Genomic DNA, 18,511 nt, shown 5'->3' with positions numbered 1-18,511 from the left:
TTTTGTTTTTCTTTTCCGAAGATTACGCCTAACTTTCGCCGTAACCCACGGTTACACGGTGGTTGAACATATTCACACGAGGTTGACATGTCTGAGACAGCATTTCGTCAAGGAAAAAAACGTTTTTTCGATACTAAGAAGTTCCCAAGAGGCTTTGCTAAGTCTGGAGATTTTACTCTGGCAGAAGAGAATATCCTAACTCTGTATGGCGACACTATGCTCAGTTTGGAGAGTGGTGAGTTACAGCCCGAAAATGCAGAGGAAGCGCATTTTTTGAAAGCGCTGGAAAACCCAGAGTTGGCAGAAAGCAAGTTAGAAAAAGCTTGGTTGAAATACACCCGTTTGGCGCGTGGTCGTAAGCGTTTCCATACGCTTAATGGCCGCAACAAGCCGGATGGCGTTGAAGATTATACCGATGACGAGCCAAGCTTGACTGAGGAAGATTAATCCCTCCTGCGGGCTACATGACTCGTTTGTAGCCCATCTGGCATGGATGGACGTGATTTTTTACGTCCCTTTTTGGGGGAAAGATGCCCAACTCAGTTTCTACTATTTATTCTCTTGAAGAGATGTTATCGCTCATACAGCGAGAGCAGCCTTTTGCGGGAGAACTCGAATCCGCTGGCTGTTTCATTAAGATCGAAAATTATCTTCCTGTGGTGTGTACCGCCATCCATGCAGGAAGCCGTTTGCGTGATGATCTGCTCAAGCAGTGTCAACTCAGTAAAACTGAACGCAATCTTGAAGAAGCGCCATACACAGATCAATTTATTGCCTCTCAGCCCATCACTTTATGTGGTCTGGATTCCCGCTTCGAGTACGATTTAAACCGCGCCAAAACCCTCAGTACCCGTTATAAATCGGCATGGACTCGTCCGTTGAGTGATAAACAGCGTAGCGAAAGCCATCGTAAACACAGTGCGTTTTACCAACTCTACGAAGCCCTGATCCGCAAACTTGAAGCCATGCATGGCATGGTGATTGTGTTCGATATGTACGCTTACAACTATAAGCAGTTGGGTGAGAAACCCACTCCTGTCTTCAACGTAGGTACGGCACAAATTGACATGCAACGTTGGGGTTCAGTGGTAAAACGTTTCTGTGCAGAACTGAGCAAAATACAACTTCCCCATATCGAAAACAAAACCGAAATCAACGCCGTATTCGAAGGGCGCGGCTATCTGATCGCTCATACTAACGCCCATTTTGACCGCACTTTGGTATTACCTACTGAAGTGAAAAAAGTCTTTATGGAAGAAGATACCGGCACAGTTTACCCCTTGGTATTGAACGCACTATGCAGTGGCCTCAAAGGTGCACTCAGTCAAACCAGCGCGTATTTTCAGCGCCGACATAATCGTCGCCGGATCAGCAAAGCCAAAATGCTTGGTTCATCCATTGAGCCTGCGATTTTGAGTATTGATGATGCGCTGTCCAAACTGACACGTAAAGTTGAAACGCTCAAATACGTCAATCCAACCAATATTAATATTGAACAAAAGCGTTTTGAGTCAGCCCCTAGCCGCTACAAACCCGAATTTCGCTACAAACAGCTGCCGATCAACGCCAATGAATTTAAACAGCAGCTGTATCAACTGCCGATAGAGACCATTTCCGATCCTGATTTAAAGCAGCTGTACAGCTCCATGGTGGATAAGCTGAGCGAAAAGATCGACCTACTGACGAGCATCGGTCAAGAGTCTTTCTTGTATAACTCGCTGCGCTTTTATGGTCGACCGAATCGCACAGCAATAGAAAATGCTAAGTTTCTGCTGTATGCCAAAACGCTCCCCGAAGATAAAGGTCAACTGTATAACGCAGATCAAGCCGCTGAAATCATGCTGAAAAAGGCGCAGGAATGGGGGATGCACTGCCATATCACTCCAACAGCCTCGCTGGCCGCACGCGCGATGGTGAGCGGTAAAAAACCACCGACTTTGTATCTCAACAGCAAAGTGATGTATTCACATGCCGAGATACAACGCCTTATCCAGCATGAAATTGGTGTGCACTTAGCTACCACGTTCAATGGTCGGATGCAGCCTCTGCGAGTGTTTTCGATTGGCCTACCAGGAGCAACGGAATCACAAGAAGGCTTGGCCATTTTAGCGGAGTACAAAGCGGGTTATATGTCACATGAGCGACTCAAAACCTTAGCTACGCGAGTTTTGGCGGTGGATTCGATGCTCAAAGAGCACAACTTCTACCAAACCTTCAGTTATCTTACTGAAGAGTATGGTGTGGATCGCGATACCGCGTTTGTGACGACCACACGAGTCTATCGTGGTGGGGGTTTTACTAAAGATCACCTCTATCTTGAGGGGTTTATCAACACCTTGCAGCAAGCGCAAAAACGCAGCCTAGATAATCTATTGGTTGGTAAATGCAGCTATCAATATCTCGATTTGATTGATGAATTGGTAGAACGTGGGTGGTTAATCAAACCACAATTTCGATTTGATGATTTAGGCAGTGAGCCAGAACCCACTCTCAAATACTTGATTGAGTCTCTGCGCCACTAAATTCATTTGCCGCCTAGCATTGTCTAAAGCCCTGAGCTCATTGATCAGGGCTTTGTTTTTGAGGCCGTTATTTGGCTAATAAATTAATTTTTTTCAAAAAGCTATCACGCAAGTGTTCTTGCTCATACGCCAAATGATAGGTGTTATGAAAACCGATTTTTAGCTCAACACCATTACCACGCATAAAAATGTTATAGCCATCGTAATCGGCATACGCTTCAATCCCCTCATAAATTTTGCCAAATTCTGTGGGAGAGCCATTTTCCATAACCATCTCATAAGCAGACAACACTTTGCTCGGTTCTAGTTCATTTTTCATGATCTTGTTCCTCGACATTTGCTCTTATTCAGTATTGATAGTGAAACGCTCACTTGCCAGTTTGTTGTCTGCGTTAGCTCAAATTTCCACTTAATTTTGTCCATAAATTTTTTGTCGCTTTGCTTTCTCTTCACAGACAGAATAAGGTGTTTAACTGTACAGGTTGCTGAATATACCCTCAGCCTAGGTCTACAGCCTGCTCGTTTTTAGCAACACTATAATTTTTTGACCTAAAACAATAGCAGTCTTGAACCACTTATTTTATAATGAAAATTAACATATACCCATACTACTTGTTTATAGCTAAGCAGCGTCAGGTAGGAAGGGGATAACAGACATCATAAATATACATCTAGGGGCAATACATGAGACTTATCCCACTGAAAGCAGCCGCACAAGTTGGTAAATGGGCAGCAGCACACATTGTTAAACGTATCAACGAGTTTCAACCAACCGCTGAGCGTCCTTTTGTTTTGGGTCTGCCAACCGGTGGTACTCCACTTGCCACTTACAAAGCACTGATTGAACTGCACAAAGCAGGCGAAGTGAGTTTCAAACACGTTGTGACTTTCAATATGGATGAGTATGTTGGCCTAGCGGCAGATCACCCAGAATCTTACCGTTCATTCATGTACAACAACTTCTTCAACCACATTGATATTCAAGAAGAGAACATCAACCTGCTAAACGGCAATACAGATGACCACGAAGCAGAGTGCAAACGTTACGAAGATAAAATCAAATCCTACGGTAAAATCAACCTATTCATGGGTGGTGTAGGTAACGATGGTCATATCGCATTTAACGAACCTGCATCATCTCTATCTTCACGTACTCGTATCAAAACGCTGACCGAAGATACTCGTATCGCGAACTCTCGTTTCTTCGATGGAGACATCAACCAAGTACCTAAGTATGCTCTGACTATCGGTGTAGGCACTCTGTTGGATGCTCAAGAGATCATGATCCTTGTGACTGGTCATAACAAAGCACTAGCACTGCAAGCCGCGGTTGAAGGCAGCGTAAACCACCTATGGACAGTATCAGCACTGCAACTGCACCCTAAAGCAGTGATCGTGTGTGATGAACCATCAACTCAAGAACTGAAAGTGAAAACCGTTAAATACTTCACTGAGCTTGAAGCGAAAAATATTGTAGGTTTCTAAGTGCAACATCATGTTTAGCCTACAAAAACGCCCCGAAAATCGGGGCGTTTTTTATTGGCGTTCATCAGTCCAAAACTGCTCTTAACTATCTTTTATCCATTGTATTTTGAGAAAAATCTAACCGATCACTCTGCGCATCCTGCGAAAAATCGCTCAACGGCGAAGGCTCCACAAACTCGATGAGTGAATCCGCGTCATGCTCAGCGGAAGCATCAAGCACTTCTCCCTTTGTTGGAATCGGAATTTCTCGTTTATACAATTTATTCAGCGCTCGGATCATTGAATGCTTAGTCACCGTCGCGGCCGCCAGTTTACGTTGCAACGGTTTCGCCAATGCTTGCAAACCGACGATCGATTCAACACCAATCTTTCCACCAACCCAATCTCGTAAGTTTTTAGCGGGTTCATAACCCATTGAAGCAGAAAGAAATAACCAGATATACGCAATCGCATTACCGTGTGCACCACGATCAATCCATGCTTCTCCAGCATGGAACATCGCTTCGGCATGACCTTTTTCTGAAGCTCGTTCAAGCCAGTAGCACGCCATTGGAAAGTCACTCGCCTCTCCCACACCATGCAACAAGTTCAGTCCAAATCGCATCATGCCTTCAGGGCTTCCCATATGGGCGGCCTTACTATACCAAAACGTGGAATCCGCAGGCGTCGGCGCGATGTTATCTTTCGAGACACACCATCCCCCCATAAATATAATCGCATCCACAAAATTTGCTTCTGCGGCATCTTGGATGAGACCGATCCCTTTCGAAACGTTAACTTCAATACCTCGCCCATACAGCCAAGCAACACCCGTTTCGAATTTGGCGGCTAAATCCCCTTCCATTCCACGAACACAAGCTTGCCAAAACTTGGCTTTCTCCTTGGCAATCACGTCTTCACGAATTCGCTGACAAACACGCACAATGCCATACATCGCAGGAATATTGTCAAGATGTGCGGCTTTCTCATACCAAAACAAGGCTTCTTTCAAGCTATTACGTTCTGCCTCTTTGGCTAAAAACAAAATCGTCGGGATATGTCCCGATTCAGCCTTAAACAAACGTTCTTTGCGTTCTTGCTCTCGGTTACGCTCCAAGGCTTTACGATACGCCTCTTCTCTCGCTCTGCGTTCTGCTTCTAGTCGCTTACGTCGTACGGATAACACTATCATCCAGACAAAAATCAGGATCAGTGTTAACCCAGTAGCGCCAATCGCAATTCCGATAATATTCATAGTTTCTCTAACTGAGTGATCGCATTAACCACTACTTCTCAATAGTGGACAAAACTAAAAGATGAGTTGAATTGTACTGTACATCCAACGCAGAAACTATGTGCGATAAAAAATGGGTGGAGATCCTCCACCCATTTTTGCTTCTTCAAATCACTGTTCGATTTAGATTCATAGAGTTAAACCGACTCACTTAACTCACACGATTTCTTCAAAAAATCAATCATGCGCGATACTTTGTCATTATCGCCAAGCTGTGAAGTGCAATAAATACCTACGTTACCGACTTGCTTGGCGTTAATAACAAGCGCCTTCGCACCATGTGCTTCCATCCACTGGCACAACTTACTACTGTACGGCATGACCGCATCCGTACAACGGAGGATATCTAAACTCGCGGCTAATGAATCGACATGATAAATCTGTCGCCCCACATCTTGTGCAAAGACGGTATCCATTTTTGAAATGTGCTGTTCTGCAAGGACGGAACGATGACGTGGATGATCGGGGGTGACTCGTATGACAGGATAAGCCGCTTGTGCGACATCAAGCTCGGTTTGAGTCTTCCCAGAGAGTAATGGATGCCCAGAACGGACATAAATAGCCTCTTTATCTTGCAATAATGGGATAAATTTCACCTTATATCGCTCACTCAACCCGTACACTTCATGCCCAATAAATAAATCAATTTCACTTTGTACTAAATGGTGCATGAGCGCTAAATTATTCCCAAACTCTAAGTGAATTGAGCTTGCTTCTACATCTTGTAGATAGTGGTTCAAAGCATCACGCACAAACAGTTCCCACCAAGCATCTCCCGTACCCAGCTTCAATTTTCCTTTTTCCCTTTGCTGCATATCCTGCAAACGATGCAATAAATGATTATGTTGTTCTTGCTGCTCTTGGACATGTTCTTTGAGTAGTTGACCGTACTCAGTTAACTCAACACCTTTAGAACGACGATGAAATAGGGTAAAACCAATATCACTTTCTAACTTTTTAATCGCAGCCGTTAAAGAAGGTTGGGTGATATGTAGCCTTTCTGCAGCTTGTTTTATGTTCCCTAGATGAGCAACCATCAAAAAATACTGGTAGTGCTTATGCATGAATCAATCACCTTGTTTTGCTTCAGTTCACATTTCTCTATCCAAAGCTCACTAGCAATAAGCGACGCTTTAAGCCTACTCATATTATGAGCATGACAAACAATGCATTTAGGCAAACACGCATAGCTAATGACACTGTAGCTTTCCGTAGGAAAGAGAGAGTCCATTCTTTCTACGTAAGATAATCATACTCAACACAGAGGGAGCCTTACAAACACATGATATAGCCATTTCCTATATCATGCAGAGAAAAATCAATTTTTTACTTTCTCTTACTCTCGCTATAGTTCAGGCATTCACTTCGTAACGGAGAAAAGATATGCATAAACAATGGTGGCACGATGCCGTTGTATACCAAATTTACCCACGTAGCTTTTGCGATTCTAATCATGATGGTATCGGTGACCTACCTGGCATTATTAGTAAGCTGGATTACCTATCAACTCTTGGTGTCAACGTTTTGTGGTTATCACCTGTTTATCGTTCACCGATGGACGATAACGGCTATGATATTTCCGACTATCAAGCGATTGCTGAAGAGTTTGGCGATATGCACGATATGGAGCGTTTACTCACCGAAGCTCGCGCACGCAATATCAAGGTCGTGATGGATTTGGTTGTCAATCATACGTCTGATGAACACCCTTGGTTTCAGGCTGCTCGTACCAGCAAAGACAGTCCTTTCAGAGATTTTTATATTTGGCGTAATGCACAACCAGACGGTAGCCCACCGAATGATATGCAATCCATCTTTGGGGGCAGTGCTTGGCAGTGGGATCCGCAAACCCAACAATACTACTTCCATCTTTTCTCTGCGCGCCAACCAGATCTGAACTGGGAAAATCCCCGTGTACAACAGGAAGTACACCAGATGATGAACTGGTGGATAGATAAAGGTATTGGTGGATTCAGACTGGATGTAATTGATTTAATTGGTAAGGAAATTGATCGTGGCATTACGGGTAATGGGCCTCGCTTACACACTCTATTACAAGAGATGAACCACGCGACTTTCGGAGATAAAAACCTACTGACGGTCGGAGAGACTTGGGGAGCCACACCAGAAATCGCGAAATTATACAGCGATCCCGCACGTCATGAACTTTCTATGGTCTTCCAATTTGAACATATTACTTTGACATGGGAGGACGGGGAAAAATGGCGTCCAATTCCTCTCGATCTGCGCCAATTCAAGCAAGTGCTCACTAAATGGCAAATCGAACTTGCCGACCAAGGATGGAATTCTCTGTTTTGGAATAACCATGACTTACCTCGTGCAGTGTCTAAATACGGAGATACAGGGCAATATCGAGTCGAATCCGCGAAGATGCTTGCCACTACGCTCCATTTTCTTAAAGGCACACCTTACATTTATCAAGGAGAAGAAATTGGCATGACCAATGTCGCCTTTGATAGTCTGGATCAGTACCGCGATATCGAGACGTTGAACTTTTATAAAGTGAAAACGCAATCTGGAATATCACATGACGCGATGATGGCTGCAATTCACGAAAATAGTCGTGACAATGCGCGAACGCCAATGCAGTGGGATAACAGTGAAAATGCAGGATTCACTTCAGCTCGTCCTTGGCTTGATGTGAATCCCAACTATATGCAAATTAATGTGGAACAAGCGTTAACCGATCAAAACTCTATTTTCTATCATTACCAACACCTGATCGCCTTACGTAAAAAGCTCCCTGTGATCGTGTATGGCACTTTCACCCCCGTCGCCGCAGAACATGAATCTATCTTTGCTTATTGGCGTGAATATCAGGGAGAACGCATTCTGGTCGTCAGTAATTTCAGTCATGCTGAACAAACAATCTCTCAGTTGCCAATCGCAGGCGATGCTCACCATGAGGTGTTGATCTCAAACTACGAGTTTCGGCAATCTTGGTCTGATACGTTAACGTTAAGACCTTATGAATCCTTTGCTATTCGTTTCACCCACTAATCTCATTCGCCCGGCACTTGTCGGGTGATTTGCAGGCATGAGTCAAACCATGAAACAAAAAAAAGCGATTTATCAGGTATTCACTCGACTTTTCGGGAATAAAAAGCAGAATTTCGTCCGCTGGGGCACACTCGAAGAAAATGGTGTGGGAAAATTCAGCGATTTTACCGATACCGCTCTAGCCGAAATTCGCAATCTAGGAATTACCCATATTTGGTATACCGGCGTTCTTCACCATGCTCTCGTCAGAGATTACTCGGCCTATGGTATCCATCATGACCACCCAGCCGTTGTGAAAGGACGAGCTGGTTCACCTTACGCAATCAAAGATTATTATTCGGTCAATCCAGATTTAGCCGACGATCCAGCTCATCGTCTGGATGAGTTCATTTCATTAATTAACCGTACTCACCAACATGGTATGAAAGTTATTATCGATATCGTTCCTAACCATGTTGCCCGTAACTACCGGAGCCAAAATAACCCATTGGGTACCTGTGATTTCGGCGCTAACGACAACTCAGATGTTGAATACCACCGAGATAACAATTTTTATTACCTTCCTAACCAACCTTTTGAACGCCCTGATTACCCAAACGATTATCAACCATTAGGTGAAAATGCCTTAATGGGTTGTCCGTCATATCAAGAAAATCCAGCAAAATGGACGGGGAATGGGGCACGTAAAGCCAAGCCTGCTTTCGATGACTGGTATGAAACCGTAAAAATTAATTATGGTGTACGCCCAGATGGCACAAAGGACTTTCCTTCTCTCCCCGCGGGTTACGAACGATTCACTTACCGCGAGCATCATGCATTCTGGCAGAACCAAGAGCTCCCCGACTCTTGGCATAAATTTCGTGATATTGCCCTCTTTTGGCTTTCTCACGGAGTGGACGGGTTTCGCTTCGATATGGCAGAAATGGTTCCCATCGAGTTTTGGAGTTACCTAAATTCCACCATCAAAATACACAACCCAGAAGCCATTTTGGTTGCAGAAGTGTACCAACCTGAACGTTACCGCGATTATCTACATTTAGGGAAAATGGATTATCTGTACGACAAAGTAGATCTATACGACAGCTTAAAAGGCATTATTCAAGGCAAAGAATCCACTCAAGAAATTAGTCGTATCCAACAAAAAATGAGTGATATTGAGCACCATATGCTGCATTTCGTTGAAAACCATGACGAACAGCGCTTAGCCGCACCTGAATTTGCTGGCAATCCCGAATGGGGTAAACCTGCCATGTTAGTCAGCGTTTTGATTAGTAGTGCACCGAGTATGGTGTATTTCGGTCAAGAGGTCGGTGAAGATGGATCAGAAGATGCAGGCTTTGGCAGACCTTCCCGCACATCTATCTTCGATTATATTGGTGTCCCTGAACATCAAAAATGGATGAATAACGGACTCTTCGACGGAGAGCAACTGTCCGATAGGCAAAGAGATTTACGCGCATTTTACGCTCGCTTACTGAACTTTTCGCTGCAACATCCAGCTCTATGCGGACAATATTGGGATCTCTATTCTGCTAATGCGCATTCTTTAGGTAGCCAAGCTCATGCTTTTGCACGCAGCTGTAGCTCTGAGCTGATTATTGTCCTTAGCCATTTTCAAGCCAATACCACTCGTGATCTTAATTTGACACTTCCGGCTGAATTGATCCGTTATTGTTCACTACCCGATGGTACTTACACCTTAGTGGATGACATCGGTCTTGGAGAGCCTGTGCTTTTGCAAATTACTCAAGGCATTGGGCAAATATGCTGCACATTAAAACCCTTTGCAGCACATGCTTATTTACTTGAAAAAAAGCACGCCAACTGAACCTTTATCGACTGATTCTCTATACAGGGTGCCGTTTTCGGTACCCTTTTTAGGATAATGATTTATGAATACCCATCGAACCGAATCTCTAACTCATTCTCTCCAGACAAATATTGCTCAGCCTATGGAACAATCCATGAGTTCATCTCCCTGTCTGGCACCCACTTTTGCTCTCTCCCAAGCCGAGCTTTTTGACTTTTTGGCGATTTCAAGCCAAGAGGCTTTGGCTTACGTGATGACAGATAATATCGATGGATATTATGCAGGCTCCACCTATCAATCGAGTAGCACCAATAAGTACCACCATAAGAAAAATGGCTATCTTGGCGATTACTCTGCCACCATCGCAGAGCACCGTTGTGATAAATCACAAGCGCTTACCGCGCGTTTTCTACCTTATGGTGTTGAGCATCATTATGCTTTTGGCTCAGACTGTTTTTCTCTCATACAAGGCAAGCGGCTCGCCTGCATTACGCTTAACGCCAAACAACCTGCTTTGATGACTTTAAAACCCGAACTGAATCTTCCCCTCAATCAATGTATTGTCCATCTCAGTGACACCGCTTGGGTATATGACATTCCGGCTGCATATCGTACAGAAGGTGACCCTTGTTATTTAGCGATTAGCGCCAGCCAAAGTGTGACATTATGTGAAAACCACTCTCCGGCTAGACTGACCATCACAACCAACGCAAAAACAACCGCGTTACACATTTACTTCTCATTCACTCACACACTGGAAGAAGCCGTTGAACAGGCAGCCACAGCGGTTCAGCAACAGGCGTTTGAGCAAAATAAAAGGACTATTTATCAATTTCTGACTCAAAACATGCTGTGGTGTAACCACCACGAATACAACAAAGCTTTGATGTGGGCCAGATTCTCGGGCCATTCGATGATTAATCAGGAATTCGGTTACTCCGGTATTTGGGCTGGCCTCCCTTGGTTTAAAGATGGCTGGGGAAGAGATACTTTTATTGCTCTACCGGGAATCTGTTTGGTGAACGGCGACTTCGCTACGGCTAAATCGATTATTGAGGACTTTGCTCGTCTTCAGGAAACTCGCCCAGATTCGGTACATTATGGACGAATCCCAAATCGAGTCAGCAGTGACTCGCAGATCATTTACAACACGACTGATGGCACTCCTTGGATGATTCGCGAGCTCCTAGAATATCTCAACTACAGTGGTGATACGGCTTTTGCCTCCAAACTGTATCCCGTCTTACAACACTTTATCTCCGGTGTAGAACGTCACTATTTAGCCGATGATGGATGCATGTTACATAGAGACCCAGATACCTGGATGGATGCAAAAATAGAAGGCCAGATCCCTTGGTCTCCACGAGGGCCAAAAGCCAACGACATACAAGCTCTTTGGTATGAAAGTCTCCAAGTAGGAGTCACACTTGCCCAACTATTAGGGGATGCGACCTCCGCCGACCATTGGCAATGTATGGCTCAAAAGGTTAAACAGAGTTTTACAGAGAAGTTTTGGGACAGTTCGAAACTACGCCTAGCCGATCGTTTAGATCACACCGATCATCCGGATTGGACTATCCGCCCGAATCAATTAATGACGATCACGATTCCACAACAACAACCGCTATTCACAGAAGAATACGCAGCAGCCATACTCACCCAAGCGACGGAAAATCTACTTTTCCCATGGGGGATTTGCTCTTTAAATCAGCATCATCCTGAGTTTCATCCTTACCATGACAACCGAAGCGAATACCATAAAGATGCCGCTTATCATAATGGGACAATCTGGGGGTGGAATGCAGGTTTTACGATCTCGGCTTTGACACGTTTCAACCAAACCGAATTGGCGTATCAGTTAACAAAGCAATTAACCCATCAGGTGTTGCATCAAGGGCATCGTGGCACGATGAGTGAAAACCTTGATGCTTATCAGATATCTACAGAAAAGCTCGTAGAATCGGGAACCTATTCTCAGGCTTGGTCTGTTTCGGAATTCGCCCGTAACGCTCAGCAAGACTATTTGGGCTATCGGCCACAAATGCTCCAGCAAACTCTAACCTTGACACCTCGATTTCCTAATGAATGGAACGAGGTATCTGCGCGAGTTCCGTTCGGAAGCAGTCATCACTTAGATATCATTTGGCATCGTCAGGGAATCGATCAACATATTGAGATCATACCAAGCCAGTCTTTTCCCGAACTAAAACTGCATCTCAATCTCTTGGTTACAGACAATCAGCATTGGCATATTGAGACAAATTTAGGTGGGAAAATGTCCATTCGTTACTCTAAGCAGCAATACGACAGCCATCCAAAGATGCAAGCGGCACTTGTCACCATGCCAAGTTGGATTCCATACCCACTGACGTTTTGTCAGCCAGACTGGACTCTTACCCACTCGGCCCTACAAGAACAGAACTTCTTGTTAAACAAACGGCGGAGAGAGAATCTCTCAACCGCCCACGATTAACTCGCTCGGCACTCACGTTTGTATAACCCAAGGATTTGGAGTTGCAGATGGATGGTAAGTGAGTGATCGATTTTTATGCTACCAATTAGCATAGTCGTAGGCTGGTTTTTCAAGAGAGCCAAGGATGGCTCTCACCATACTTATTAACATATCGGCAAAGCGATGATCGGGTGAACGGACGTAACCAAGGCTGTTACTGTTTCAAGTAAAAGAGATCACCTATTCTTCATTACCCAACGTATAAAGCTAGGAAAACGTCGCGCCCACGCGAGTTCATTATGCGTGTCATGAGGGAACTCCTCATACCGTAAATCAATCTCTTTTTTCTGACGCAAAGCATCTGCAATTTCACGACTCCCCTTTAAATAAATCTCAGGAAAATCACTACGCTCAGGATCACTGGTTTCATTCCCCCCCATATCCATATAAACCTTAAGTGGCGACGAAAGAGCAAGACTTTCTGCCATCTCCATACAGGCTTTTTGGTTAAACCAAAATGCTGGAGAGAAAACACCAACCGTAGAAAAAATATCGGGGCGACGTAATCCTGCATAAAGACTAAATAGTCCCCCCATCGAACTTCCGGCCATCATACAATGTTGCCGTTCGGGGCGTGTCCGATAGTGCTCATCGATATAAGGCTTCAACGTATCAATAATGAAGCTCAGATATAACGCACCCTCTCCCCCCATATGTTGTAAGTCTTTCCAGCGGCTAGGAAGGAAAAACTCTTCATCCATTTTCCAAGGCGAGTATTCGTTAAAGCGACATCGTCCCGTAAACTCTTGCCCACAATCTATAGCGACCAAAATAATACCGGGTATCACGCCCTCTCTTTGCAAAAGGCTTAATGCTTCTCCTGCTCGCCAACTTTTACCGTATGTCGCGTGATGATCAAAAAAAACATTTTGTCCATCATGCATATACAACACAGGATAATTCTGATTACTGTCAAAATAGCCCATGGGCAAAAAGAGCCTGATCTGCCGTTTTCGCTCTAACTGTGGCATAGGAAAATCCGTCAAAGTGACATAATGCACCGTTTGATACATAGTAACTCATCCTTTTTGATGATAAAAAATGGAGCATCAACGGCTCCATTTCTTCAAATATCAAACCTTTACAGGCTGATTTTATTTTCTCATGTTGACCGCTTTCACAAAAGCTTCCTGAGCTCCGTCAACACCTAATGCTTTCGCTTCATCTAAAAGACTCAGTGCTTTAGGAATGTCTCCAGCACTGACCGCTTTTTCAATCGCTGACAGATAAAAGGCTTGTGACTCTGGTTGAACATTCAACGGAGCAACCACTGCAGGAGCGGACTGAGGTTTTACTTTTTGCGGCTCAGCACGGAATGGTCGCCTCTTCTTGGTTTCAACACTCAACAATAACTCTCCGCCCAACTGTTTGATATAAGTTGGATCCGTGACCATCGGCATCGCTTCACCCATCTCTTTTGCTCGAACTTTGGCTGGATGATCAATGGTTATACTTTTCCCTAAGGTGTTTGCCGAGGTATAGATAACCAAGTAAGGCGTTTTCTCAGTATCCACTTGGAAACGAGCGATATAACGTGTACGAGTAAAAGCATCAGAAGGGAGAATGCTGAATCGATCGGCTGAATAATGTTCAGCGACTTGGAAGTCGTCCGTCAGTAGTAAAACTTCCGGAACAAACACCGAGTCATTGATAAAGAAACTGGATAATGTCACTACGGCACTTTGTGAGCGCTCATTAAAGCGGTATGCCGCAAAGTGGCTATTGCCATTCGGGAACGAGCCGATAGGAGAAGAAAGATCAATATCAAAACGAAACGCTTCATTTTCTTGAAGTTCTACATAAGGGTATTGAGAAGACGCACTGCAACACACCTGTGAATCAGCCGGAGGAGTCACGATCGTAGACTCTACTTGTTGTGCAGCACAGCCCGTCAGTAAGGAACCCAAGAAAAAGGCAAAGAAGGTATTTATTTTTGTCATTATCATCTCTCTGTTGTAGTGCAAAAAGGCAGCCACTTGGCTGCCTTTCGTATTTTAGACGCTTAGAACCAAATTTCAGTGTGAACACCGATCACGGTTTCGTCTTTGCTGTTGTTAATGCCAAGTTGTGATGCACTGGCTTTATCATCGGCAGAGATATAGCTTACATAAGGTTTAATTTGTGGACGACCAAAGTAATCAGCATTGACGGTAAATGCCGCAGCTAATTCTAGGTTGTAAACATCGCTCTCCACACTGTCACCTGTACGTCCCCAGTATCCTTCAGCGCCTTCTTCATGCGCATAAGAACCGGTCATTTCAATACGTAGGTTGTCGTTCACTTTATAAGATGGACGAACTGCTACGATATAGCGTTTTAGATCTTTCGCACCAAAGAGTTCATCCAGTGCGCCGAAATATGTGATTTCTGAACCCATTTGCCAGTTTTCGGAAATATTCAACACACCATAGGAGGTTAAAAACAGTGATTCTTGTTGATCATTACCACCAGACCAACCACCAAAGTTCACGCCGCGGTTTTGCGCAACGCCTTTGCCATAAGCAATCGCTGTTTGCGTCCAACCATCTAAACCATAGTAGCTAGAGTTCAGAGTCATTGCCGCACCGAAACCATCTTCAGAGCTGCTGTCTTGATTCGCTTGTTCCATATATTTGAAATCGAAGTCCAAGCTACCAAAACCTACATCAACACCGTAGTAATACAGATCGTATGACGTCAGTGTTTTACGCTCAGCGCCACGAGTCACCTCACCGGCATCAGGGTCGGCAACCACTACTGCAAAACCAGAAGTGTGACCTGCAAGTTTAGTTTGAATACCCGCACCAACACCGGAAGATTGCTTCCAAAACTCACCCGACAGCAGTCCAGCAGCACGATTGAGGAAGCGTTGACCACCCCAAATAGAAGTATCTTCACCTAAATAAGATAAACCGCCAATTTCAACAAAGGTTTCTTTTATTTCAAACTGCGCTTCATCATTTTTCTTTTGGCTACCTGAAGAAGAGTAAGCGTAAGAGTTCCCGTTACCATACTCAGAACGCACATTAAAGTTAGACCAAACACCATTTTGATGTTCAGTATGTTTCTTCAACACAAATTCAACTTGGTTGGTACTTTTGCCATGCGTTCCTGCCGTTTTGTAATCTGGCTTGCCAAATTCTGTATCTACGGTTTCACCGTCAACAGTACGGAAATTCATCGATGCATAGCCGTGTACTTCCCAGCCATCTTTAATAACATCGGTAGCATTTTTAGCATCTTCAGCGAAAGCAGAACCAGCTGCGAGCGTTGCAGCCACTGCGGCAGCAATTACACTTACTTTTTTCATCGTTAACTCCATTTAGGGTTTTTATTTTGGATTCTTCTCCCTCTTTTTTGTCGAGCCCCCAAAGGCAGAAAGTTGGCAGCATAAAAGAGAGGTAAGATGGGAACGAGTCCCCAGTTGTTTCAACTGTGGTGAGATTACGTGAGGTGGAAAAAAGCGACTTCCTCCACCCCATTTTTATTTGGGGGGGAGGAGAAAGGATGAGAAAAATTACAGTATGTTGTTTTTAAAACTCAGATCACGTTATTTGGGGGGAGTAGGTTAGCCACTTTCTAAATAAACCAATACAAAGTGTCTAAACGATCACTATTCAGCCCAATTTCTACGTTCAATATGAAAGAAAATTACAGATAAATATTTGTGACCGCGCGCTTGACCTGAGACAGCCAAAGCCTTTTACTTAATAACGTGGTGCGCTAAACAACGATTAAAAATGAAAATGAACCGATCAACGCCTTTCCCATTGGGAGCAACGCTCGATGACGAGGGTTGTAACTTCGCAATATATACTCCTGCCAATAAAGATATTTTATTGGCTCTTTTTCATGCTGATGGAAGTTATGAAACTCATCAGCTTGAGCAGGAATATGCAGGGATTAAATACACTTATATCCCTGGTGTTCACTCAGGACAAAAGTATGGGTATTTAATTCAACTTAATGATGAGTTGCATTATATTGCTGACCCTTACGCTCGTGCATTAGATAGTTCGCTGCACTACGTACCGCCCTTTGATAGCCATAAGAGCTTTGACCTGCCGAAATGTATCGCCACCAGTGTGCAATTTGATTGGCAAAGCGTACCTAAACCGCGTATCGCACGCGATGAAATGGTGCTATTTGAAACCCATGTTAAAGGTTTAACACGACTCAACCCAGAGGTTGAGCCCCCTCTGCGCGGCAAATATTTAGGTTTAGTTAGTCAGCCGATGTTGGATTTTTATCGCCAACAAAATATCAATACACTTCAACTACTGCCGATTGCCGCCTGCATGCATGAGCCTCATCTGCTGGAAAGTGACAAAGTCAATTACTGGGGATACAACCCTTACCTATTTATGGCTCCCGACCCACGTTATGCCAACACAGATGCAGTACATGAGCTCAAAACGACGATTCGAGAGCTGCACCGCCATGGTATTCAAGTCATTCTGGATGTGGTTTACAACCATACGGCTGAAGGCGGTGCAAATGGGCCGGTATTTAACTTAAAAGCCCTCGACCCGAATTATTATTTGCACCACGGTGAGCACTACGCTAATTACACTGGATGCGGAAATACGGTGGATCTTTCCAACCAAGCAGCACTCAATTTAGTCATGGACACTCTGCGCTGTTGGGTAACGGAATATCAGATTGACGGTTTTCGTTTTGATTTAGCCGCCACCCTCGGCCGTCGTGGCGATGAGTTCAGCAAAGAAGCGGCGTTTTTCAAAGCGGTTGCACAAGATCCAGTACTGCGTGAGGTCAAACTGATCGCTGAACCTTGGGATATTGGTCCTAACGGTTATCAAGTGGGTAATTTTCCTTTTGGCTGGAACGAAACCAACGACAAACTGCGCGACATCACCCGCAGCTTCTGGCGTGGCGATCTTGGCTTTTTGAAAGAGTTTGCCACTCGCCTTATGGGATCACGTGATTTGTACAGCGCCGCCAACTGGCCATACAAACTGACCGTTAACTACATCACCTATCATGATGGGTTTACGCTGCAAGACTTAGTCTCCTACAAGCACAAGCACAACGAAGCAAACGGCGAACAAAATCGAGATGGTCATGGTGATAACCGCTCTGACAACTACGGTTTTGAAGGTGAAACCGACAGTATTGTGATCCGCGCGACTCGTGAACGCCAGAAACGCAACTTCATGGCAAGTTTACTGTTTGCATTTGGTATTCCACATATTCTCACTGCCGATGTGCTCTCTCATACTCAGAAAGGCAACAATAATGCCTACTGCCAAGATAACGATATCAGTTGGTTAAACTGGGACAATAACGAAACCAAACAAGATTTTCGTGAATGGTTAGCCGATATGGTAGCGGCTAGACAAACTTATATGGTGCCATTTATCCGAGCTTTCAGTGGCGAAAGCCGTAACAACAACCGAATAGCTTGGCGTCGTGTTGATGGAAAAACCATGGATATGGATGATTGGAATCGTCTTTCCTCTGTTGCCTTGCACATCGGTATCGGCAGTGACGGCCCTGAGATGCTCTATTTGATTAACCAGACCAATGCGCCAGCACGCTTTATCTTACCGAAAGACCGGCAACAAGACTGGTATGTGATTTGTGACACCAACATGCGCCATGCACAACCAGGTCACGCAGAAGGTGAAATACTGCAACTCCCGGTTTCCATGTCGATTTTGTACTATCAACCGAAAAAGAAGGGCGGGTGAACACCGCATTAACACTCAAAAACTGAATTTCCTTGCTCGTAAAAGTGGCCGCATTCGCGTGCCACTTTCAGCGATACCCCTGCATCTGGAATATGCAAGCTCCATTCAAGAAGCACAAAACAACCCTATTCCACAGCGCCTATGGCTAACCAAACAAGTCTTTCGATAACAACCACACTGAGTTTATTGTTTTTAATG

The 18,511-nt window shown here is 44.4% G+C and carries 13 protein-coding genes; 7 read left to right on the top strand and 6 right to left on the bottom strand.

Annotation, left to right across the window (positions count from 1 at the left end):
* Nucleotides 1–87: 87 nt before the first annotated feature.
* Nucleotides 88–447, top strand: a complete 360-nt coding sequence (locus tag MKA69_RS14240; RefSeq protein WP_009355603.1) for a DUF413 domain-containing protein — start codon at nt 88–90, stop codon at nt 445–447.
* Between the two features lie 83 nt (nt 448–530).
* Nucleotides 531–2,522, top strand: coding sequence for a flavohemoglobin expression-modulating QEGLA motif protein (locus MKA69_RS14235; protein WP_305848341.1), 1,992 nt, complete (start codon nt 531–533; stop codon nt 2,520–2,522).
* 67 nt (nt 2,523–2,589) lie between these two features.
* Here MKA69_RS14235 and MKA69_RS14230 read toward each other — a convergent pair whose 3' ends face one another.
* A complete protein-coding gene (locus tag MKA69_RS14230; protein WP_000787142.1) occupies nt 2,590–2,841 on the bottom strand; it encodes a DUF3081 domain-containing protein in 252 nt (83 codons plus the stop codon).
* Between the two features lie 365 nt (nt 2,842–3,206).
* Between MKA69_RS14230 and nagB the strand changes: the two genes are divergently transcribed.
* The gene (nagB, locus tag MKA69_RS14225) at nt 3,207–4,007 is read left to right on the top strand and encodes a glucosamine-6-phosphate deaminase (RefSeq protein WP_001237047.1); all 801 of its coding nucleotides are present in this window, start codon (nt 3,207–3,209) and stop codon (nt 4,005–4,007) included.
* An 85-nt stretch (nt 4,008–4,092) separates the two neighbouring features.
* Here the strand turns inward: nagB and MKA69_RS14220 are convergent, their stop codons facing one another.
* Together MKA69_RS14220 and MKA69_RS14215 are read right to left on the bottom strand one after the other, a co-directional pair.
* Nucleotides 4,093–5,241 carry a tetratricopeptide repeat protein gene (locus MKA69_RS14220; RefSeq protein ID WP_001021270.1) on the bottom strand — a complete coding sequence of 383 codons (1,149 nt, stop codon included), beginning with the start codon at nt 5,239–5,241 and terminating at the stop codon, nt 4,093–4,095.
* A 176-nt stretch (nt 5,242–5,417) separates the two neighbouring features.
* The gene (locus MKA69_RS14215; RefSeq protein WP_305848340.1) at nt 5,418–6,344 is read right to left on the bottom strand and encodes a LysR family transcriptional regulator; all 927 of its coding nucleotides are present in this window, start codon (nt 6,342–6,344) and stop codon (nt 5,418–5,420) included.
* A 319-nt stretch (nt 6,345–6,663) separates the two neighbouring features.
* On the opposite strand from MKA69_RS14215, the gene MKA69_RS14210 reads away from it, so the two are divergent.
* The 3 genes from MKA69_RS14210 (at nt 6,664) to MKA69_RS14200 (ending at nt 12,584) form a co-directional block, all read left to right on the top strand.
* Nucleotides 6,664–8,301 (top strand): alpha,alpha-phosphotrehalase, encoded by a 1,638-nt coding sequence (locus tag MKA69_RS14210; RefSeq protein WP_305848339.1) that lies wholly within the window; start codon nt 6,664–6,666, stop codon nt 8,299–8,301.
* A 49-nt stretch (nt 8,302–8,350) separates the two neighbouring features.
* Nucleotides 8,351–10,129, top strand: coding sequence for an alpha-amylase family protein (locus tag MKA69_RS14205; RefSeq protein WP_305848338.1), 1,779 nt, complete (start codon nt 8,351–8,353; stop codon nt 10,127–10,129).
* A gap of 136 nt (nt 10,130–10,265) precedes the next feature.
* Nucleotides 10,266–12,584: an amylo-alpha-1,6-glucosidase gene (locus tag MKA69_RS14200; protein WP_305848337.1), complete on the top strand. Its 2,319-nt coding sequence runs from the start codon at nt 10,266–10,268 to the stop codon at nt 12,582–12,584.
* Between the two features lie 215 nt (nt 12,585–12,799).
* On the opposite strand, the gene MKA69_RS14195 is transcribed toward MKA69_RS14200, so the two are convergent.
* The 3 genes from MKA69_RS14195 to MKA69_RS14185 form a co-directional block, all read right to left on the bottom strand.
* Nucleotides 12,800–13,636 (bottom strand): alpha/beta hydrolase, encoded by an 837-nt coding sequence (locus MKA69_RS14195; RefSeq protein ID WP_305848336.1) that lies wholly within the window; start codon nt 13,634–13,636, stop codon nt 12,800–12,802.
* Between the two features lie 81 nt (nt 13,637–13,717).
* A complete protein-coding gene (locus tag MKA69_RS14190; RefSeq protein ID WP_305848335.1) occupies nt 13,718–14,563 on the bottom strand; it encodes a MalM family protein in 846 nt (281 codons plus the stop codon).
* Nucleotides 14,564–14,625: 62 nt separating this feature from the next.
* Nucleotides 14,626–15,912, bottom strand: coding sequence for a carbohydrate porin (locus MKA69_RS14185; protein WP_055044726.1), 1,287 nt, complete (start codon nt 15,910–15,912; stop codon nt 14,626–14,628).
* A gap of 430 nt (nt 15,913–16,342) precedes the next feature.
* On the opposite strand from MKA69_RS14185, the gene glgX reads away from it, so the two are divergent.
* Nucleotides 16,343–18,313 (top strand): glycogen debranching protein GlgX, encoded by a 1,971-nt coding sequence (gene glgX, locus MKA69_RS14180; RefSeq protein WP_305848334.1) that lies wholly within the window; start codon nt 16,343–16,345, stop codon nt 18,311–18,313.
* The last annotated feature ends 198 nt before the right edge of the window (nt 18,314–18,511 follow it).

The sequence above is a fragment of the Vibrio sp. AH4 genome, from assembly GCF_030710545.1.
Taxonomy (GTDB): domain Bacteria; phylum Pseudomonadota; class Gammaproteobacteria; order Enterobacterales; family Vibrionaceae; genus Vibrio; species Vibrio metoecus.
This window is presented reverse-complemented; position numbering and strand designations above follow the sequence as displayed.

Excerpts from the sequence above, each read along its gene's own strand:
- nagB (WP_001237047.1), top strand. The coding sequence starts at position 3,207 with ATGAGACTTATCCCACTGAAAGCAGCCGCACAAGTTGGTAAATGGGCA.
- MKA69_RS14230 (WP_000787142.1), bottom strand. The coding sequence starts at position 2,841 with ATGAAAAATGAACTAGAACCGAGCAAAGTGTTGTCTGCTTATGAGATG.
- MKA69_RS14220 (WP_001021270.1), bottom strand. The coding sequence starts at position 5,241 with ATGAATATTATCGGAATTGCGATTGGCGCTACTGGGTTAACACTGATC.
- MKA69_RS14210 (WP_305848339.1), top strand. The coding sequence starts at position 6,664 with ATGCATAAACAATGGTGGCACGATGCCGTTGTATACCAAATTTACCCA.
- glgX (WP_305848334.1), top strand. The coding sequence starts at position 16,343 with ATGAAAATGAACCGATCAACGCCTTTCCCATTGGGAGCAACGCTCGAT.
- MKA69_RS14195 (WP_305848336.1), bottom strand. The coding sequence starts at position 13,636 with ATGTATCAAACGGTGCATTATGTCACTTTGACGGATTTTCCTATGCCA.
- MKA69_RS14205 (WP_305848338.1), top strand. The coding sequence starts at position 8,351 with ATGAAACAAAAAAAAGCGATTTATCAGGTATTCACTCGACTTTTCGGG.
- MKA69_RS14190 (WP_305848335.1), bottom strand. The coding sequence starts at position 14,563 with ATGACAAAAATAAATACCTTCTTTGCCTTTTTCTTGGGTTCCTTACTG.
- MKA69_RS14240 (WP_009355603.1), top strand. The coding sequence starts at position 88 with ATGTCTGAGACAGCATTTCGTCAAGGAAAAAAACGTTTTTTCGATACT.
- MKA69_RS14185 (WP_055044726.1), bottom strand. The coding sequence starts at position 15,912 with ATGAAAAAAGTAAGTGTAATTGCTGCCGCAGTGGCTGCAACGCTCGCA.
- MKA69_RS14200 (WP_305848337.1), top strand. The coding sequence starts at position 10,266 with ATGAGTTCATCTCCCTGTCTGGCACCCACTTTTGCTCTCTCCCAAGCC.
- MKA69_RS14235 (WP_305848341.1), top strand. The coding sequence starts at position 531 with ATGCCCAACTCAGTTTCTACTATTTATTCTCTTGAAGAGATGTTATCG.
- MKA69_RS14215 (WP_305848340.1), bottom strand. The coding sequence starts at position 6,344 with ATGCATAAGCACTACCAGTATTTTTTGATGGTTGCTCATCTAGGGAAC.